We start from the raw sequence: 18213 nt of genomic DNA, 5'->3' as shown, positions 1-18213 counted from the left end.
TTACGCATCCTTTCACCGCCAAGTCTGGCAACAGATCGCCAAAGCGTTGAAGACTCCCGCTCCAGGGGACTTCGTCCCCGTGTACGAGGACTGATCACGCCGCCACAGCGGCAAGTGCGGGCCGGCTACCGCCGGTTGAAATCGAAGAGGGGTCCCTGCCTGATGACGGCACCATTGCACGAGCCGACCGCGGAAGCGGCCCCGAGCGCGGCCGAGGAAGCGGCGGTCGCCAGCGCCGACGCGAGGGCCGTACAGGGACGCTCCCTGGGCCGGATCGCCTGGGAGCGCCTGAAGCGGGACAAGCTCGCCCTGGCGGGCGGCATCATCGTGCTCCTGCTCATCGTGGTCGCGGTGTTCGCGCCCCTGATCGCCAGCCTGTACGGCCAGGACCCCGACGCGTACCACGAGAGCCTGATCGACCCGCTCTTCAGCACCCCCAAGGGGTCGCTCGGCGGCGTCAGCGGCACCCACTGGCTGGGCGTCGAGCCGGTCAACGGCCGCGACATCTTCGCCCGCATCCTCTACGGCGCCCGGATCTCGCTGCTGGTCGGCTTCCTGTCCGCGATCGTCGCCGTCGTCCTCGGCACGGTGCTGGGCATCCTGGCCGGCTTCTTCGGCGGCTGGGTCGACTCGGTCATCAGCCGCGTCATGGACGGTCTGCTGGCCTTCCCCCAGCTCCTCTTCATCATCGCGCTGGTCTCCGTCATGCCGGACCGGATGCTCGGGCTGAGCGGCTCCAGCGTGCGCGTGTTCGTGATGATCCTGGTCATCGGCTTCTTCGGCTGGCCCTACATCGGACGCGTGGTGCGCGGCCAGACCCTCTCGATGCGTGAGCGCGAGTACGTCGAGGCGGCCCGGTCCCTGGGCGCGGGGCGGTTCTACATCCTGTTCAAGGAGCTGCTGCCCAACCTCGTCGCCCCGATCATCGTCTACACGACGATGATGATCCCCACCAACATCCTGACCGAAGCGGCACTGAGCTTCCTGGGCGTGGGCGTCAAGCCGCCCACCTCGTCCTGGGGGCAGATGCTCTCGACGGCGATCGACTACTACGACTCGGACCCCATGTACATGATCGTCCCGGGTGTAGCGATCTTCATCACCGTTCTGGCCTTCAACCTCTTCGGCGACGGCGTGCGGGACGCGCTCGACCCGAAGGGCTCCCGCTGAACCGCCGTACCGCACAAGCGTCCCGTGGCACCAACACGGGGTCTCTCATCAAATCCGGAGGATCCGAGATCGTGACTACCCAACGCACCTCAGGGCGGCGTAAGCAGGCGTTGGCCGCTGCTGCCGCGGTCGCCGGGCTGCTGACCTTGGCAGCGTGCGGCGGCGGCAACGACAACGGGGGTTCGTCGTCCGGCGCCGCCGGCTTCGACGCCGCGAACAACAAGGTCGCCCAGGCCGATCAGGTCAAGAAGGGCGGCACCCTGAAGTTCGTCAGCACCCAGGACGCCGACTTCTGGGACACCACGCGCGGCTACTACGGCTTCATGTGGGACTTCGCGCGCTACTACAGCCGTCAGCTGCTGACGTACAAGACCGCGCCGGGTGCCGAGGGCGCCAAGCTCACCCCGGACCTCGCCACCGCCATGCCCGAGGTCACCGACGGCGGCAAGACCTACACGCTGCACCTGCGGGACGGCATCACGTGGGAGGACGGCAAGCCGATCACCTCCCAGGACGTCAAGTACGGCATCGAGCGCGTCTGGGCGCAGGACGTGCTGTCCGGCGGTCCGATCTACATCCAGCAGATGCTCGACCCGAACAACACCTACAAGGGTCCCTACAAGGACACCTCGAAGGACAAGCTCGGCCTGAAGGCGATCTCCACGCCGGACGCGAAGACGATCGTCTTCCACCTGCCGAAGCCGAACTCGGACTTCCCCGAGGTGCTGGCGATGGTCGCGTCCTCCCCGGTCCGCCAGGACAAGGACACCAAGGCCAAGTACACGCTGCACCCCTTCTCCTCCGGCCCGTACAAGTTCCAGTCGTACAGCCCGGGCAAGGGCCTGGTCCTGGTCCGCAACACCAACTGGAAGGCGTCCTCGGACCCCATCCGCAAGGCGTACCCGGACAAGATCACGCTGGACATCTCGTCCAACCAGAACGACTCCGACCAGCGTCTGATCAACGGCGACTACGACATCGACGCCAGCCAGACGGGCCTCGGCCCGCAGGCGCGTCAGATCGCCCTGAAGCAGCACAAGGGCAACCTGGACAACCCGGTCTCCGGCTTCATCCGCTACGCGGTCTTCCCGCAGACGGTCAAGCCGTTCGACAACATCCACTGCCGCAAGGCCGTCATCTACGCGGCCGACCACGTGTCGATCCAGACCGCGCGCGGTGGCCCGGTCGCCGGTGGTGACATCGGCACCAACATGCTCCCGCCGTCCGTCGCGGGTGGCGAGGGCCAGAAGTACGACCCGTACCAGATCGCCGGTGCCAACAAGAACGGCAACGTCAACCTGGCCAAGCAGGAGCTCAAGGCCTGCGGTCAGCCGAACGGCTTCAGCACCACCATCGCCGTCCGCAACAACAAGGCGCAGGAGGTGGCCACGGCCACGTCCCTGCAGGCGTCGCTGAAGAAGGTCGGCATCAACGCCGACATCTACCAGTACGACGGTTCGCAGAGCTCCGGCATCATCGGCGCCCCGGCGAACGTGGCGAAGAAGAAGCTCGGCATCATCATCATGGGCTGGGGTCCGGACTTCCCGACCGTCCAGGGTTACGGCCTGCCGCTGTGGAACAGCCACTACATCCTGCAGAGCGGCAACAACAACTTCGCCATGATCAAGGACAAGACGATCGACGGCCTGTTCGACCAGTACACCACCACGCAGGACGAGGCCGGCAAGACGCAGATCGCCACGGAGATCAACCACAAGGTGAGCGAGGGCGCGTACTACCTGCCCTTCACCTTCGAGCGGCTGCTGAACTTCCGTTCCTCGCGCGTCGGCAACGTCTACACGTCGAACGCGTACAGCGGCTACTACGACTTCGTCAACCTCGGTCTGAAGTCCACGAAGTAAACCCGGCACACCCGCCGAACGGCACGAAAGGCAGGTGAAGGCCGGCGCGGCGGGACCGTGGGCCACCGGACGACCTCCGGCGGCCCGCGGTCCTGCGGCGGGCCGTTAGCTGTGCTCGCTTACCTCATCAGGCGGCTCTTCGCCGCCGCAGTGATGCTGGTGGTCATCATCCTGGTGGTCTTCTGCATCTTCTTCCTCGTCCCCAAGTGGGCGGGCGTGGACATCGCCTCAAGCTTCGTGGGCAAGCAGGCCGACCCCGCGTCGGTGGCAGCGGTGCGCGAGAAGCTCGGACTGAGCGACCCGATCTTCGTTCAGGTCTGGCACTTCTTCAAGGGCATCTTCGTGGGCCGCACCTACGCGGCCGGCGGCGATGTCACCCACTGCGCCGCGCCCTGCTTCGGCTACTCCTTCCGTACCGAGCAGGACGTCTGGCCCGTGCTCACCGACCGCTTCCCGGTGACCCTGGGTCTGGCGCTCGGTGCCGCCGTGCTGTGGCTGGTCTTCGGTGTCGCGGCCGGTGTGCTCTCCGCCCTCAAGCGGGGCAGCCTGTGGGACCGCGGCGCGATGGTCATCGCGCTCAGCGGTGTCTCCCTCCCGATCTACTTCACGGGTCTGCTGTCGCTCGCGATCTTCAGCTACGGCCTCGGCTGGATCGACGGCAAGTACGTGCCCCTCACCGACAGCTTCTCCGGCTGGCTGGGAGGCATGATCCTGCCCTGGGTCACCCTCGCGTTCCTGTACGCGGCGATGTACGCCCGGATCACCCGCGCCACCATGCTGGAGATCCTCGGCGAGGACTACATCCGCACGGCGCGCGCGAAGGGCCTCACGGAGCAGGTCGTCATCGGCAAGCACGCCATGCGCTCCACCATGACCCCCATCCTGACCATGCTCGGCATGGACCTCGGCGCCCTCATCGGCGGCGCGATCCTGACCGAGACGACGTTCAGCCTGCCCGGCCTCGGCCAGGCGGTGCTCAACGCCATCAAGACCCAGGACCTGCCCATCATTCTGGGCGTCACCCTGATCACTTCTCTCGCGGTGCTGATCGCCAACCTCGTGGTCGACGTCCTGTACGCCGTGATCGACCCCCGAGTGAGGCTCACATGACCGAGCTGAGCAAGAGCGGAGCGGCCGTGGGCGAGCCCACGAGCACCTCCCCCGCCCCGACGTCCTTCCTGGAAGTGCGCGACCTGAAGGTGCACTTCCCGACCGACGACGGTCTGGTCAAGTCCGTCGACGGGCTCTCCTTCACGCTGGAGAAGGGCAAGACCCTCGGCATCGTGGGCGAGTCGGGCTCCGGCAAGTCGGTGACCTCGCTCGGCATCATGGGCCTGCACACCGCCGGCCAGTACGGCAAGCGCAAGGCGCAGATATCCGGTGAGATCTGGCTGGACGGCACCGAGCTGCTGTCCGCCGACCCGGACGAGGTCCGCAAGCTGCGCGGGCGCGAGATGTCGATGATCTTCCAGGATCCGCTGTCCGCGCTGCACCCGTACTACACGATCGGCCAGCAGATCGTGGAGGCGTACCGCATCCACCACAACGTCGACAAGAAGACCGCGAAGAAGCGCGCGGTCGAGATGCTCGACCGGGTGGGCATCCCGCAGCCCGACAAGCGGGTGGACAACTACCCGCACGAGTTCTCCGGCGGTATGCGCCAGCGCGCGATGATCGCGATGTCGCTGGTGAACAACCCCGAGCTGCTGATCGCGGACGAGCCGACGACCGCCCTCGACGTGACCGTCCAGGCGCAGATCCTCGACCTGATCCGGGACCTGCAGAAGGAGTTCGGCTCCGCGGTCATCATCATCACCCACGACCTGGGCGTCGTCGCCGAGCTGGCCGACGACATCCTGGTGATGTACGGCGGCCGCTGCGTGGAGCGGGGCCCGGCCGACAAGGTGTTCTACGAGCCCCGCCACCCCTACACCTGGGGTCTGCTCGGCTCGATGCCGCGCCTGGACCGTGAGCAGCAGGAGCGTCTGATCCCGGTCAAGGGATCCCCGCCCTCGCTGATCAACGTCCCGTCCGGCTGCGCCTTCAACCCGCGCTGCCCGTACGCCGACGTCCCCAAGGACAACGTCACCCGCACGGTCCGCCCCGAGCTGACCGAGGTCGGCAGCCAGCACTGGGCCGCCTGCCACATGACGCAGGAGCAGCGGGAGCGTATCTGGACCGAAGAGATTGCGCCGAAGCTGTGAGCGAGGACAAAGCCGTGACCACTCCCGCGAAGAGCGACGGTGCCACCCTCACCAAGGACGCCGCCGCCGGCGAGACCCTGCTGAAGGTGACGGGACTGCAGAAGCACTTCCCGATCAAGAAGGGTCTGCTGCAGCGCCAGGTCGGCGCCGTGCACGCCGTCGACGGCCTCGACTTCGAGGTCCGGGCCGGTGAGACCCTCGGTGTCGTGGGCGAGTCCGGCTGCGGCAAGTCGACCATGGGCCGGCTGATCACCCGGCTGCTGGAACCGACCGGCGGCAAGGTCGAGTTCGAGGGCAGGGACATCACGCACCTCGGCGTCAGCGGCATGCGCCCGCTGCGCCGCGACGTGCAGATGATCTTCCAGGACCCGTACTCCTCGCTGAACCCGCGCCACACCATCGGCACGATCATCGGCGCCCCCTTCAAGCTCCAGGGCGTCGAGCCCGAGGGCGGAGTGAAGAAGGAGGTCCAGCGGCTGCTGTCGGTGGTCGGTCTCAACCCCGAGCACTACAACCGCTATCCGCACGAGTTCTCCGGCGGTCAGCGCCAGCGCATCGGCATCGCCCGCGCGCTCGCCCTGAACCCGAAGCTGGTCGTGGCGGACGAGCCGGTCTCCGCGCTGGACGTGTCGATCCAGGCCCAGGTCGTCAACCTGCTGGACGACCTCCAGCAGGAGCTGGGCCTGACGTACGTGATCATCGCGCACGACCTCTCGGTGGTCCGGCACGTCTCGGACCGGATCGCGGTGATGTACCTCGGCAAGATCGTCGAGCTGGCCGACCGTGAGTCGCTGTACAAGGCGCCGATGCACCCGTACACCAAGGCGCTGATGTCGGCGGTGCCGATCCCGGACCCGCGGCGCAAGAACGAGAAGAGCGAGCGGATCCTGCTCAAGGGTGACGTGCCCTCGCCGATCTCCCCGCCGAGCGGCTGCCGCTTCCACACCCGGTGCTGGAAGGCGACGGAGATCTGCAAGACCACCGAGCCGAAGCTCACCGAGCTGAAGCCCGGCCAGCAGGTCGCCTGCCACCACCCGGAGAACTTCGAGGACCAGGCTCCGCAGGACACGGTCCTGCTGACCATGGCCAAGGAGGCGGCCGAACTGGTCGCCGACGAGGTCCTCGCGGAGTCGGCGGAGACGTCGGCGGCGGTGGCGGCGGAGGTCGCGGAGACCTCGGAGGCCCCCGCGGCCGAAGAAGCCGCCGAGACCCCCGCGACCGAGGAATCCGCCGAGACCCCGGTGACCGAGGAATCCGCCGAGACCCCGGCGACCGAGGAATCCGCCGCGAGCGCCGAGTCGCCCGCGGCCGCCGAGCCGGAGACCGGCGAGAAGTAGGCCGCGTTCCTCCAGCCGCGTTCATCCACGCGAAGGCCCCGGCAGTCCGTTCGGACTGCCGGGGCCTTCGCGTGTCCCGTGTGGAACAGGAGTCAACAGGCGAGTAGCGCATGACGAGTTGGCAAAGTCGTGTACATGACCGGATAGCGGGAGGCAGGGTCGGCGTATCCGGCTGAATCGGACCACGCACCGAAGGGACGACCCATGGCCTTCTCCCGTTCGGCACGTTTAGGGGCCCTCGCGACAGCGGCGGCCTCTTTCCTTGTCATCGCCGCCTCTCCCGCCCCCACCCCGGGCGCTCCCGGCATCGGCGACACCTACTTCCCGAACCTCGGCAACGGCGGCTTCGACGCCCGGCATTACGACCTCGACGTGGCGTACAACCCGGACACCGACCGCCTCGACGGCCGTACGACCCTCACCGCCCGCGCGACCCAGGCCCTGTCGTCCTTCGATCTCGACCTGCAGAAACTGGAGGTCACCCGGGTCGAAGTGAACGGCAGACACGCCGCGTTCACCCGGGACGGCGACGAACTGCGCATCAAGCCCAAGGGAGTTCTCCCCCAGGGGCACACCTTCAAGGTCACCGTCACCTACGGCGGCGTACCCGAACCCCTCAGCGGGCCCATCGTGTTCGGCTCCGACTACGGCTGGATGAAGACCCCCGACGGCGTCTTCGTCGCCTGCGAGCCCAACGCCGCCTCCACCTGGTTCCCGTCCAGCGACCACCCCTCCGACAAGGCCACCTACGACATCCGCATCAAGGCCCCCAAGGGCCTGACCGGCGTCTCCAACGGCCGGCTGGTCTCGACGTACGACAAGGACGGCTCGACGTACGCCCACTGGCGCGAGAGCAAACCGATGGCGAGCTACCTCGCGACCGCCACGATCGGGAAGTTCGACGTCAAGACCGGCCGGACCCCCTCCGGCATCCCGATCTACGTCGCCGTCGACCCGGTGCTCGCGAACAGCAACAACGTCGACGTGTACGCCGTGACGGCCGCCGCCACCGACTACTGGTCGCAGGTCTTCGGGCCCTACCCCTTCGAGGAGACCGGCGCGATCGTCGACGACATGCCCCAGGCCGGGTTCTCGCTGGAGGTGCAGAGCAAGCCGGCGTACTCGGCCGTGCGCAACGAGACCACGATCGTCCACGAGCTGGCCCACCAGTGGTTCGGCGACTCGGTGTCCGTGGAGCGCTGGAAGGACATCTGGCTCAACGAGGGCTTCGCCACGTACGCCCAGTGGCTGTGGGCCGAGCACCAGGGCACCCGCAGCGCCCACGACTCCTTCCTCGCCGCCTACAACTCCCGCCCGGCGGACAGCGCCTTCTGGCAGACCGTCGTCGCCGACCCGCAGCGCGACACCATGTTCGCCTCCGCGGTCTACCAGCGCGGCGCGATGACCCTCCAGGCGCTGCGCGAGCGCATCGGCGACACCGCGTTCTTCCGGCTGCTGCCGACCTGGACCAGGCTCCACCGGTACGGCAACGCGAACACCGCCCAGTTCATCGCGCTCGCAGAGAAGGTCTCCGGGCAGAAGCTGGGCGACCTGTTCCAGAAGTGGCTCTCCACCACGGGCAAACCGGCTCTGTGAACACCCCCGGGTAAGAATGTGGGGTGCTCCAGCAACTGTTCAGCCCCTCCGTCCAGCACACGCTCGACCTCGTCGGCATCTTCGTGTTCGCCATCTCCGGCGCGCTGCTGGCCGTCCGCAAGAACTTCGACGTGTTCGGCATCGCCGTGCTCGCCGAGGTCACCGCGCTGGGCGGAGGGCTGTTCAGGGACCTGGTCATCGGCGCGGTGCCGCCCGCCGCCTTCACCGACCTCGGCTACTTCGTCACCCCGCTGCTCGCCGCTCTGCTGGTGTTCTTCCTGCACCCGCAGGTGGAGCGCATCCAGGTCGGGGTGAACGTCTTCGACGCGGCCGGCCTCGGCCTGTTCTGCGTGGCCGGCACGACCAAGGCCTACGAGTACGGGCTGGGCCTCACCGCGTCCGCCTGCCTGGGCCTGGCCACCGCCGTGGGCGGCGGCGTGCTCAGGGACGTACTCGCCAACGAGGTGCCGTCGCTGCTGCGCTGGGACCGCGACCTGTACGCGGTCCCGGCGATGGTCGGCGCCACCATGGTCGTGCTCTGCATCCGCTACGACGTCCTCGGTCCCCTCACCAGCTCACTGGCCGCCCTCACGGCTTTCGTCCTACGCCTGCTCGCGATGCGGTTCCACTGGCGAGCGCCGCGCGCGTGGAACCGCCGGTCGACGGTTCGCGAGGAGTAGTGCCCCCGAGGCGCGCCCTGTGCTGGCCCATCTCCAGCGACAGCCAGCGGAAGGCCGGGACGACCTGCGGCCGCCACAGCGCCATGTTGTGGCCGCCGGCGCTCTTCGGGATGAAGACGACGTGCACGGTCGTCGGTGCCTTCGCGATCTGTTCGAGGCCGACGGCGGCCTCGTAGCCGTCGTGCGGCTGGCCGGACATGTACAGCGCGATCCGGGGCGGGGTGAACTGCTTCTTCAGCAGCAGGTAGGGGTTGTTCTCGGCGCGGACCGTGGGGTTCTGCGAGGCGAGCGAGTTGCGTTCGCCGATCGGGTCGTTGTAGCCGGAGAAGCTGATCGCCCCCATGTAGCGGTCGGGGTGCGCCACGGCCAGCTTCACCGCGCAGTGCCCGCCCGCCGAGTACCCGGCGGTCGCCCAGCCCCGGGGCGCGGGCTCGGCGCGGAAGTTGTCCATGACCATCTTCGGCACGTCGATGCTGAGCCAGCTGTCCGCGTTGACCGTGCCCGGGATGTTCGCGCAGCCGGTGTCGATGCTCGCCAGCAGGTTGGTGCGCGGCGCCACCAGGATGAACGGGGCGACCTGGCCGCTGCGCATCAGCGGCTCCAGCTCGCGGATCACGTGCAGCGAGCCGAACCAGGCCTTCGCCGAGCCGGGGTAGCCGGGCAGCAGCTCCACGACCGGGAACTTGTGGTTCTTGTACCTCGCCTCGTCGTACTGCGGCGGAGTCCATACGTAGACCTCGGCGTTCACGCCGGAGACGCGGCCCTTGAGCTGGGTCTCGCGCACGCCCCGCATACCGGGTCCGCTGGCGGCGGTGAAGTCCTGCTTCACCTTGGGCAACCGTTTCAGCGCTATGCCGCCGGTGCCGTCGGCGCCGAGGTTGGCGGCCTGCTGCACATGGTTGCCGGTGCCGAGCAGGTCGGCCCAGTTGTCGTACAGGCTGTTGGCGTTGTTGACGAGGACGAAGACCAGCGCGACCGCCGTCCCCTGCGCGAACAGCAGCATCAGCATCCGGGCCGCGGCGCGCAGGGCTTTTGGCCCGCGCATCCGCGACCACAGGACAAGCGGCAGTATCAGGGCGACCGCGAACAGCACGATCAGCGTGTAGAGGAACGGAGTCCCGGTGAGGCTCATGTCCCCATAGAGGGGGACGAGGGGGTCCGGGTTTCGGACAGGATCGGACACTTACCAAGAAATTGCCGGAACCTCACCCGGGAGGCGGGGTGCGCTTCATCCAGCCGTAACGCTGCAAGCTACCGCTTAGTAATTTCTCGTTGTACCGTTCAGGCATGCCAGAAGCAGCTTCCGCACAGGCCACCCGGGCCACCGTCGGCGACAGCGAGTTCGACCGCGACACCGCGCTCACCCGGCGCGCCGACGGGGTCTACGCCATCGACCTCTCGGCCGGCTGGACCATCATCAACGCCGTCAACGGCGGCTATCTGCTGGCCGTTGTGGGCCGCGCCCTCGCGGACGCCCTGCCGCACTCCGACCCGTTCACGATCTCGGCCCACTACCTGACCGCCTCCCAGCCGGGCCCGGCCGTGGTCCGCACGGACGTGGTCCGCACCGGCCGCACCCTCTCCACCGGCCAGGCCTCCCTCCTCCAGTACGACGAGGAGGGCAACGAGGTCGAACGCATCCGCGTCCTCGCCTCCTACGGCGACCTCGACGCCCTCCCCGACGACGTCCGTACGACGGCCCGGCCGCCCGCGATCCCGCCGATCGAGGAGTGCTTCGGCCCCAGCGACGGCCCGGCTCCCATCACCGGCAGCTCCGCCATCGCGGACCGTCTGATGATCAAGCTGGACCCCGCCACCCTCGGCTGGGCGGTCGGCGCGCCCTCCGGCAAGGGCGAGATGCGGGCCTGGTTCGGCCTGGCGGACGGCCGTGACGCCGACCCGCTCTCCCTCCTGCTCGCGGTGGACGCGCTGCCGCCCACCGCCTTCGAAATCGGCCTGAAGGGCTGGGTCCCCACGGTCGAGCTCACCGTCCACGTGCGCTGCCGCCCCGCGCCCGGCCCGCTCCGCGTCTCCATCACCACCCGCAACCTCGCCGGCGGCTTCCTGGAGGAGGACGCCGAGGTCTGGGACAGCGCCGACCGCCTGGTCGCCCAGTCCCGCCAACTGGCGCGCGTCAGGCTGGGATAGACGGAGTCAGGCTCGGACGAGCAGTTCACGGCCGAGCCAGGCCGCCAACCGCCCATAGGCGTCGGCCCCTTCGGGGGCCGGTACCACCGAGGCGAAGGGCGTGTCGGCGTCGCGCTCCGGGTCGGGGAGGACGCGACGGGCGACGGCGAGGGCGAACTCGGCCGGCTCCGGGTCGAGTCGATGCGGCCGGCCGAGGGACTCCGACAGATCCCAGGTGTGCGTGACCAGCTCCATGACGTAGCCGGAGAGGGCGGCGCGCCCCGGGACCTCTCCCCACGGCACGCGGACCGGCGCCTCCAGACGGGCGTCGCTCTCCCAGGCCTTGAGGACCCGGACGCGCACCTCGTCATAGGCGGCCGGCCACTCGTCGTCGCCGACGCCTTGCGCGAAGGGGTGGACGGCGAGACCGTCGCCGCCCTCCCCGACGACCGCGATCCGCAGGGTGCCGCCGACGATGTGGCCGAGCAGGGTGCGGACGTCGAACTCGGCGCACGGGGTGGGGGAGTCGAGCTGGTCCGCCCGTACGGTCGCGATGAGCGCGGCCGCCTGCTCGGTGGCGCGGGCGTAGACGGGGCGGGGGTCGATGGCGTTCATGGCCGGCCTCTCTGTGGTGTCCGTGCGGTGCTTTCCGGTGCGTTCCGCTGCTCGAAGACTCCGCCCATAACCTGACAGTTTCCGTCAACATTTGCGGGCGATCGCCCGTGGCGCGATTCTGTGTACGTGAAGTCCGACCGCCTGCTGTCGATCCTGCTGCTCCTGCAGACCCGCGGCCGCGTCCCCGCGCACGAACTGGCCGAGCGGCTGGAGGTGTCGGTGCGCACCATCTACCGGGACGTGGAGGCGCTGTCGGCCTCCGGGGTGCCGGTCTACGCCGAGCGCGGGCGGCACGGCGGGATCGAGCTGCTGGCCGGGTTCCGCACGGACGTCACGGGACTGACCGCCGACGAGTCGCGGGCGCTGTTCATCCTGGCCGCCCAGGGCGCGCACGCCGCGCTGGGACTGGACGCGGCCCTCGGCTCGGCGCTGCGCAAGGTCATGGCCGCGCTCCCGGCGCCGCACCGCCCGGCCGCCGAGGTGACCTCCCGCCGCATTCTGGTCGACGCCACCCGCTGGAAGGGCGGCCCGCAGGGACCCGTCGACCTCGACGTCCTGCAGGACGCCGTCTTCGCCGACCGGCGGCTGCGGCTGCGCTACCGGCACAGCGGCGAGCGGGAGCCGCGGACCTACACGGTCGACCCCTACGGGCTCGTCTCCAAGGCGGGCGTCTGGTACCTCGTCGCCGACCGCCGTGCGAAGCCGCGGCTCTTCCGCGCCGACCGGGTGCGCTCGGCCGCGGTCCTGGAGGACCCCGTGAAGCGCCGTCCGGGCGTCGAACTCGCCGATGTCTGGCAGGTGTTGCGCCGTCAGGTGGAGGAGCGGCCGGGCGGGCTCGACGTCACGGTGCGCGTCCGGCGCAGCCGGCTGGACATGTTCCTGCGCCTGAACGCCGCCCATCTCGCCGAACTCCCGGACACCGACGGCGAGGGGGAGTGGGTGACCGTACGGCTGTCGTACGGGGTCGTGCCCGAGGCCCGTCAACTGCTCCAGTTCGCCGAACACGTGGAGGTGCTCGAGCCGCCGGAGGTACGCGCGGAGGTCGCGGCGGCGGCCGCCTCTGTCACGGAGCTGTACCAGCGGGCGGTCCGGTCCGCTCGGTGAAGCCGCAGGTCGGCGCGGTGTCTTGAGATCCCCTTGACCCGAGTCACAGTCCGGGGACAGACCGCCCCCAAGGAAGCCCAATGCGCCGTTGGTTGAGTGCCGGTCTCAAGGCACCCTCATCCTCCTTGGAGCTGTTTCTCATGAAGCGTGTGCGTCTCGTCCCCGCGGTGGCCCTGCTGGCGCTCTCGCCTCTGGTCCTGGCGGCCTGCGGCTCGAGCGACTCCTCGTCCTCCTCGGGCACCGGCAACTCCGGGCAGGGGCAGGCGTGTTCGGCGCCCTCCGGCATGCCCACGGGCAACGCCTCGGGCCGGCCGAGCGGTGCCCCCTCGGGCGCGCCGACGGGCAACGCGACGGCCCGGCCGACCGGCACTCCCACCGGGATGCCGAGCGGCGCGCCCGGCGGCGGCCAGGGTGCTGGTCAGGGCGGCCCGGGTGGCGGCGGGGCGGGCGGTTGCGGCGGCGGCCAGGGCGGTCCCGGCGGCGGTGCCGCACCGAGCGGCGCCCCGAGCGGGCAGCCGACGGCGGCGGCGACCAAGAGCTGACCCGTCACGCCGTACGACAGGGGCGGCACTCCCGGTGAACGGGGGTGCCGCCCCTGTGCGTTGTCCGTTCCGCGGTGGCTCAATCCAGCCAGTGATGGCGCCCGATGCTGATGAGCCGCATCTGCCGGGTGGCGACCTGCTCGACGTGCTCGCGGTCCTCCTCGGTGCCCTCCATCGCTTCCAGGAACAGGGAGGCGGTGATCAGCATCTGGTCCACGTAGAGATGGGCCAGCATCAGCAGGTCGTCGTCGCTCCAGCCGGCGGACTCCGGGTCCTTGGCCAGTTCGGCCCGCACCTCCTCGGCGAACAGGGCGAGTTGGTCCCGTATCGCCTCGCGCACCGACTGAACTCCGCCATGTCGCTCGCGGGCGATGAAACGGACATGGGCGGGGTACTCGCTCACATGACCGGCGATCAACTCGATGGCGCGTTGGATCCGTTGGTCACTGTCGTCGGTGGTGGCCACCGTCGTCCTGATCATCGGGTGCAGGCTGCCCAGCGCCTCCTCGACCAGGGCCACGCCGAGATCCGCGATGGAGCGGAAGTGCCGGTAGAAGGCGGTCGGGGCGACGCCGACCGCGCGGGTGACCTCGCGCAGGCCCAGGCTGCTCAGGCTCTGCTCCTCCAGCAGGCCGAGGGCCGCGTCGAGGAGCGCCTGCCGGGTCTTCTGCTTCTGCGCCTGCCGGATGCCGAGGGTGTGACTCATGTCATCCAGTTAACAACTGTTCTCTGGATTTGGAAAGCCGCGAGACGCGCTAGACTCTGAAGTCAGTGAACAACTGTAACTACAACTGTTCACCGAAACGTAACGAGAAGGCGTCCCCGAGGCGTCTCGGAGGGGGTTTCATCCCATGCTGTTCCTCGTCGCCGCCCTGCTGCTGTTTGGCGCCGTACTGGGCACCGTGGCCCACGCGCCGTTCGCCTTCACCCTCGTCGCCGCCGCCGTCATCGCCGCATGGCTCGGCATCTTCGCGCTCCGCGAGCGCCACGGCCGTCGCCGCCACACCACCACCAGCCACTGACCCACCACCGCCACGACTGCCGGGAGCTGACCCGTCATGCAACTCACCGCCCGCGCCACCGACCGTCCCGACGCCGCCCCGACCCGCCGCGACGCCGACGGCATGGCGGTGGCCTCCTTCATCCTGGGCCTCGTCGGCCTGCTCGTCCTGAACATCTTCCTCGGCCCGATCGCGATCATCCTGGCCACGGCCGCCCTCTGGCGCGGCACCACCCGCCGGGGCCGCGCCTTCCTGGGCCTGGGCCTGGGCGTCGCGGACCTCATCGTCCTGGTCGCCTTCATGCAGGCGGACAGCACCATCTCCTGGAGCTTCTGAACGCGAACAGGGCATCGCGGAATCGCCGTACAAGCCGTACCGCCGTACCGCCGTACCGCCGTGGGCAGTCGTTCCGCAGGGCGGAACGGGTGGGCACGGCCTGCACGCCGGGTGCCGCGCGACCGACCCCAGCCGCAGTTCCGGGAGGCAGTACGCGGCCAAAGCCAAGCGCAGCGACCCGCCCCGTAGAATCGTGCGCACCATGGCATACCTCGACCACGCCGCGACCACCCCGATGCTCCCGGAGGCAGTCGAGGCACTCAGCGCGCACCTGAGCGTGACCGGCAACGCCTCCTCCCTGCACGCGTCCGGCCGCCGCGCGAGGCGCACCGTCGAGGAAGCCCGCGAGACGCTCGCGGACGCGCTCGGCGCCCGCCCCAGCGAGGTCGTCCTCACATCCGGCGGCACCGAGGCCGACAACCTCGCGGTGAAGGGCCTGTACTGGTCCCGCCGCGACGCCGACCCCCGCCGCACCCGGGTCCTCGCCAGCCCCGTCGAGCACCACGCCGTCCTCGACGCCGTCCACTGGCTCGGCGAGCACGAGGGCGCCACCGTCGAGTACCTCCCGGTCGACAGCTACGGACGCGTCCACCCCGAGGCCCTGCGCGAGGCCCTCGCGAAGAACCCGGACGACGTCGCCCTGGCCACCGTGATGTGGGCCAACAACGAGATCGGCACCGTCTTCCCGGTCCGCGAACTCGCCGACGTCGCCCAGGAGTTCGGCGTCCCGCTGCACGCCGACGCCGTCCAGGCCTTCGGCCAGGTCCCCGTCGAATTCGGCGCCTCGGGCCTCGCCGCGATGACCGTGTCCGGCCACAAGATCGGCGGCCCCTACGGCATCGGCGCCCTGGTCCTCGGCCGCGAGTACACCCCCGTACCGGTCCTGCACGGCGGCGGCCAGGAGCGGCACGTCCGCTCCGGCACCCTGGACGTCCCCGCGATCGCCTCCTTCGCGGTCGCCGGCCGTCTCGCCGCCGAGCAGCGCGAGTGGTTCGCCACCGAGATCGGCGCCCTGCGCGACAGCCTGATCGAGGCGGTCCGTACGGCCGTCCCGGACGCGATCCTCGGCGGCGACCCGGTCGACCGGCTCCCCGCCAACGCCCACTTCACCTTCCCCGGCTGCGAGGGCGACTCCCTGCTGCTGCTCCTGGACGCCCAGGGCATCGAGTGCTCCACCGGCTCCGCCTGCACCGCCGGCGTCGCCCAGCCGAGCCATGTGCTGCTCGCCACCGGCACCGACCCGGACCTGGCCCGCGGCACCCTCCGCTTCTCCCTCGGCCACACCTCCACGGAGGCCGACGTGGAGGCGGTCGCCAAGGCGATCGGCCCGGCGGTCGAGCGCGCTCGAGCCGCCGGGCTCACCTAATTCGCCGGAGGGGCTCCCCTAACTCTCCGTCACCATCAGGGACGCCATCATGCCCTCGTCCTCGTGCTGCAGCAGATGGCAGTGGAGCATGTACATGTAGGTGTCGTCCGTGAAGTCCGTGAACTCCATCGCGATCTCGATGGAGCCGCCGCCGACCACCTCGTAGGTGTCGAACCAGCCGAGGTCCACGCCGGTCGGGTCCTCGCCGTTGATGGAGATCACCTGGTAGGGCACGTCGTGCAGATGGAACGAGTGCTCAAGCTGGGTGCTGTTCTTGATCGTCCAGATCTCCTTGGCGCCCAGCGTGGTGCTGATCATCGCCATGGAGGACATGCTGGTACCGGCGGACCCGTTGATCAGCATGGTCGCGCCGCTCTGGCCGAGGGTGATCGTCCGGGCGGTGAAGTCGCTGGTGTCGTACCGGGTGATCGTGTTGAGCGAACTCGGCAGGTCGTCCGGGGTGTCCGTGCCCGACGCGGTGATCGCGAGCACGTCGTACGTGCCGCTGCCGCCGCGCACCCAGCCGGTGGTGACGACGGCCTGGAGCGTGACCGCGTCCGACAGGTCCAGCACGAACTCCGCGCGGGCGCCCGCCACCAGCCGGATGCTGGTCACCTCGGTGGCCGCGGTGAGGTAACCCTGGTCGGTGGCGATCTGGTTGAGCGTGCCGCCGTCGCTGCGCTGGATGGTGATGATGTCCGACGGCGAGGCGTTCAGACACCGGAACCGGGTGCGGGTCTTGGTCGCCGTGAAGGTGAGCGTGGTGTCGTCGACGTTGGTGCCGTTCAGCAGCAGCGGGAAGCTCAGCCCGCTGCCGAGGTAGCCGGTGAGGTTGTACTTGATGTCGCCGCTGCTGTCGGCGGCCAGGCTCTGGAAGATCAGCGGGATGTCGTCGGTGCCGTAGGTGCTGGGGAGGTCGGAGGACGCGGTGGAGTCGTCCTCCACGATGATCATGCCGGCCAGGCCGTGCACCGCCTGCTTCGCCGTGGTGCCCAGGGCGTGCGGGTGGTACCAGAGCGTCTTGGCCTCGTCCTTGACCGTGAACGTGGGGGACCAGGTGGTGCCGTCCGAGAAGGCGACCTGCGGGCCGCCGTCCATCTTGGCCGGGACGTGGGCGCCGTGGAAGTGGACGGTGGTGTCCTCGCCCAGGCTGTTGGTGATGTTGAGCAGGACCGTGTCGCCGCTGGTCCACTTCATGGTGGGGCCGAGGAAGGACTGGTTGTAGCCCATCGTGCTGCTGGTGACCCCGGACACCACCTCGGCGGTGCCGGTCTTCGCCTCCAGCGTGAAGGTGGTCGTGCTGCCGGAGGTGGTGCCCTCCAGGAGGTCGGGGACGGTCAGGGTGGCGGTGTTGGTGGCGGCGCTCGCCTTGTTCTTCCCCGCCTCGGTCAGCAGCGAGAAGGCGCCACCGGCGCCCGCGACCGCCCCGAGTGCGACCCCGGCCATGCCGCCGAGGAACCTGCGCCGGTGCACTCCCTTGCCGCCGGAGGTGCGGGCGGTCTTGGTGTGCCTGGACTTGTTGCTGCTGCCCGTGGCGCTGGTGCGCCCATCGGGCTCTGTGATGTCAGCCATGGACCGGGATGGTCGACGTGAGTTCTGTGTGAGGACTGGGCCGAGATTAGGAGCGGGCCGGGTGCGCTGTGCGGCCGCCGTGAAGGGAGTGCTCGCTCAACTCCTATGCGGAGGAGCGAAGTTGGCGTGCCGCAGGTCACCTCCGTCAGGGGGGACGCAACGGACACACGAAGAGCGGGGCTACGCACAGGGTCACGATTGAGTCACCGAGGTCGGGCCTGTCCGGCCCGTCGGACAAGCCCCATGTACCGCTCCCAGTCCCAGTACGGCCCCGGGTCCGTGTGGTCCGTCCCCGGCACCTCCACATGCCCGATGACATGGTCCCGGTCGACGGGTATGCCGTACCGCCCGCATATCCCCGCGGTCAGTCGCGCCGAGGAGGCGTACATCGCGTCCGTGAACGACGACCTCCGCTCCACGAAGCCCTCGTGCTCGATGCCGACGCTGCGTTCGTTGTACTCCCGGTTGCCCGCGTGGAAGGCCACGTCCAGCTCGCGGATCATCTGGGTGACCTGCCCGTCCTCGCGGACGATGTAGTGGGCCGCGGCCTGGTGTCCGGGGTCCTCGAAGGCCTTGACCGCGCTCGCGTAACCGCCCTGGGTGACATGGACGACCACGCGGTCGATCGCGTAGTCGTCCGGCCGGTCCGCCCGCCGGTAGTTCGCCGGGGAGGCCGCGATCCACCGCGCGCCCCGGAAGTC

General features: G+C 69.5%; 18 protein-coding genes. 13 read left to right on the top strand and 5 right to left on the bottom strand.

Annotated elements, in window-relative coordinates:
* Positions 1–162: 162 nt before the first annotated feature.
* The 7 genes from GRC12_RS16570 to GRC12_RS16540 all read left to right on the top strand — a co-directional run bounded on the left by GRC12_RS16570 (position 163) and on the right by GRC12_RS16540 (position 8849).
* Positions 163–1170 carry an ABC transporter permease gene (locus tag GRC12_RS16570; RefSeq protein ID WP_208780058.1) on the top strand — a complete coding sequence of 336 codons (1008 nt, stop codon included), beginning with the start codon at positions 163–165 and terminating at the stop codon, positions 1168–1170.
* A gap of 71 nt (positions 1171–1241) precedes the next feature.
* Positions 1242–3032 carry an ABC transporter substrate-binding protein gene (locus GRC12_RS16565; RefSeq protein WP_208780057.1) on the top strand — a complete coding sequence of 597 codons (1791 nt, stop codon included), beginning with the start codon at positions 1242–1244 and terminating at the stop codon, positions 3030–3032.
* A gap of 111 nt (positions 3033–3143) precedes the next feature.
* The gene (locus tag GRC12_RS16560; protein WP_208780056.1) at positions 3144–4142 is read left to right on the top strand and encodes an ABC transporter permease; all 999 of its coding nucleotides are present in this window, start codon (positions 3144–3146) and stop codon (positions 4140–4142) included.
* Positions 4139–5236 (top strand): ABC transporter ATP-binding protein, encoded by a 1098-nt coding sequence (locus tag GRC12_RS16555; protein ID WP_133046672.1) that lies wholly within the window; start codon positions 4139–4141, stop codon positions 5234–5236. Before GRC12_RS16560 ends, GRC12_RS16555 begins: the two co-directional genes overlap by 4 nt.
* A gap of 14 nt (positions 5237–5250) precedes the next feature.
* A complete protein-coding gene (locus tag GRC12_RS16550; protein WP_308286562.1) occupies positions 5251–6573 on the top strand; it encodes an ABC transporter ATP-binding protein in 1323 nt (440 codons plus the stop codon).
* A 204-nt stretch (positions 6574–6777) separates the two neighbouring features.
* Positions 6778–8169: a M1 family metallopeptidase gene (locus GRC12_RS16545; RefSeq protein WP_208780054.1), complete on the top strand. Its 1392-nt coding sequence runs from the start codon at positions 6778–6780 to the stop codon at positions 8167–8169.
* A gap of 23 nt (positions 8170–8192) precedes the next feature.
* Positions 8193–8849 (top strand): trimeric intracellular cation channel family protein, encoded by a 657-nt coding sequence (locus GRC12_RS16540; protein ID WP_208780053.1) that lies wholly within the window; start codon positions 8193–8195, stop codon positions 8847–8849.
* On the opposite strand, the gene GRC12_RS16535 is transcribed toward GRC12_RS16540, so the two are convergent.
* Positions 8758–9981, bottom strand: coding sequence for an alpha/beta hydrolase (locus GRC12_RS16535; protein ID WP_208780052.1), 1224 nt, complete (start codon positions 9979–9981; stop codon positions 8758–8760). The genes GRC12_RS16540 and GRC12_RS16535 overlap by 92 nt on opposite strands.
* A 155-nt stretch (positions 9982–10136) precedes the next feature.
* Here GRC12_RS16535 and GRC12_RS16530 point away from each other — a divergent pair, with 155 nt between their 5' ends.
* On the top strand, positions 10137–10997 hold the full coding sequence (locus GRC12_RS16530) for a thioesterase family protein (protein ID WP_208780051.1): 861 nt from the start codon (positions 10137–10139) through the stop codon (positions 10995–10997).
* 6 nt (positions 10998–11003) lie between these two features.
* On the opposite strand, the gene GRC12_RS16525 is transcribed toward GRC12_RS16530, so the two are convergent.
* Positions 11004–11591 (bottom strand): TIGR03086 family metal-binding protein, encoded by a 588-nt coding sequence (locus GRC12_RS16525; RefSeq protein ID WP_208780050.1) that lies wholly within the window; start codon positions 11589–11591, stop codon positions 11004–11006.
* Positions 11592–11717: 126 nt separating this feature from the next.
* Between GRC12_RS16525 and GRC12_RS16520 the strand changes: the two genes are divergently transcribed.
* Entirely contained in the window at positions 11718–12695 is a 978-nt protein-coding gene (locus tag GRC12_RS16520) for a helix-turn-helix transcriptional regulator (protein WP_208780049.1), read from the top strand.
* A gap of 140 nt (positions 12696–12835) precedes the next feature.
* Positions 12836–13237, top strand: coding sequence for a hypothetical protein (locus GRC12_RS16515; protein WP_208780048.1), 402 nt, complete (start codon positions 12836–12838; stop codon positions 13235–13237).
* 79 nt (positions 13238–13316) lie between these two features.
* On the opposite strand, the gene GRC12_RS16510 is transcribed toward GRC12_RS16515, so the two are convergent.
* The gene (locus tag GRC12_RS16510; RefSeq protein ID WP_208780047.1) at positions 13317–13943 is read right to left on the bottom strand and encodes a TetR family transcriptional regulator; all 627 of its coding nucleotides are present in this window, start codon (positions 13941–13943) and stop codon (positions 13317–13319) included.
* Between the two features lie 145 nt (positions 13944–14088).
* Between GRC12_RS16510 and GRC12_RS16505 the strand changes: the two genes are divergently transcribed.
* The 3 genes from GRC12_RS16505 (at position 14089) to GRC12_RS16495 (ending at position 15940) form a co-directional block, all read left to right on the top strand.
* The gene (locus GRC12_RS16505) at positions 14089–14259 is read left to right on the top strand and encodes a hypothetical protein (RefSeq protein ID WP_165954994.1); all 171 of its coding nucleotides are present in this window, start codon (positions 14089–14091) and stop codon (positions 14257–14259) included.
* A gap of 36 nt (positions 14260–14295) precedes the next feature.
* Positions 14296–14574 carry a DUF4190 domain-containing protein gene (locus GRC12_RS16500; RefSeq protein ID WP_208780046.1) on the top strand — a complete coding sequence of 93 codons (279 nt, stop codon included), beginning with the start codon at positions 14296–14298 and terminating at the stop codon, positions 14572–14574.
* A 202-nt stretch (positions 14575–14776) separates the two neighbouring features.
* Positions 14777–15940, top strand: a complete 1164-nt coding sequence (locus GRC12_RS16495; protein WP_208780045.1) for a cysteine desulfurase family protein — start codon at positions 14777–14779, stop codon at positions 15938–15940.
* Positions 15941–15958: 18 nt separating this feature from the next.
* Here GRC12_RS16495 and GRC12_RS16490 read toward each other — a convergent pair whose 3' ends face one another.
* Both GRC12_RS16490 and GRC12_RS16485 read right to left on the bottom strand, forming a co-directional pair.
* Positions 15959–17512, bottom strand: a complete 1554-nt coding sequence (locus GRC12_RS16490; protein WP_208780044.1) for a multicopper oxidase family protein — start codon at positions 17510–17512, stop codon at positions 15959–15961.
* 203 nt (positions 17513–17715) lie between these two features.
* Positions 17716–18213 (bottom strand): N-acetylmuramoyl-L-alanine amidase (locus tag GRC12_RS16485; protein ID WP_208780043.1); only part of this gene is annotated, 498 nt, incomplete at its 5' end.

It is taken from the genome of Streptomyces griseorubiginosus, assembly GCF_017614965.1.
Taxonomy (GTDB): Bacteria; Actinomycetota; Actinomycetes; order Streptomycetales; family Streptomycetaceae; genus Streptomyces; species Streptomyces griseorubiginosus_B.
Note: the sequence above shows the minus strand (reverse complement) of the source record. Positions and strands in the feature narration are given on the sequence as shown.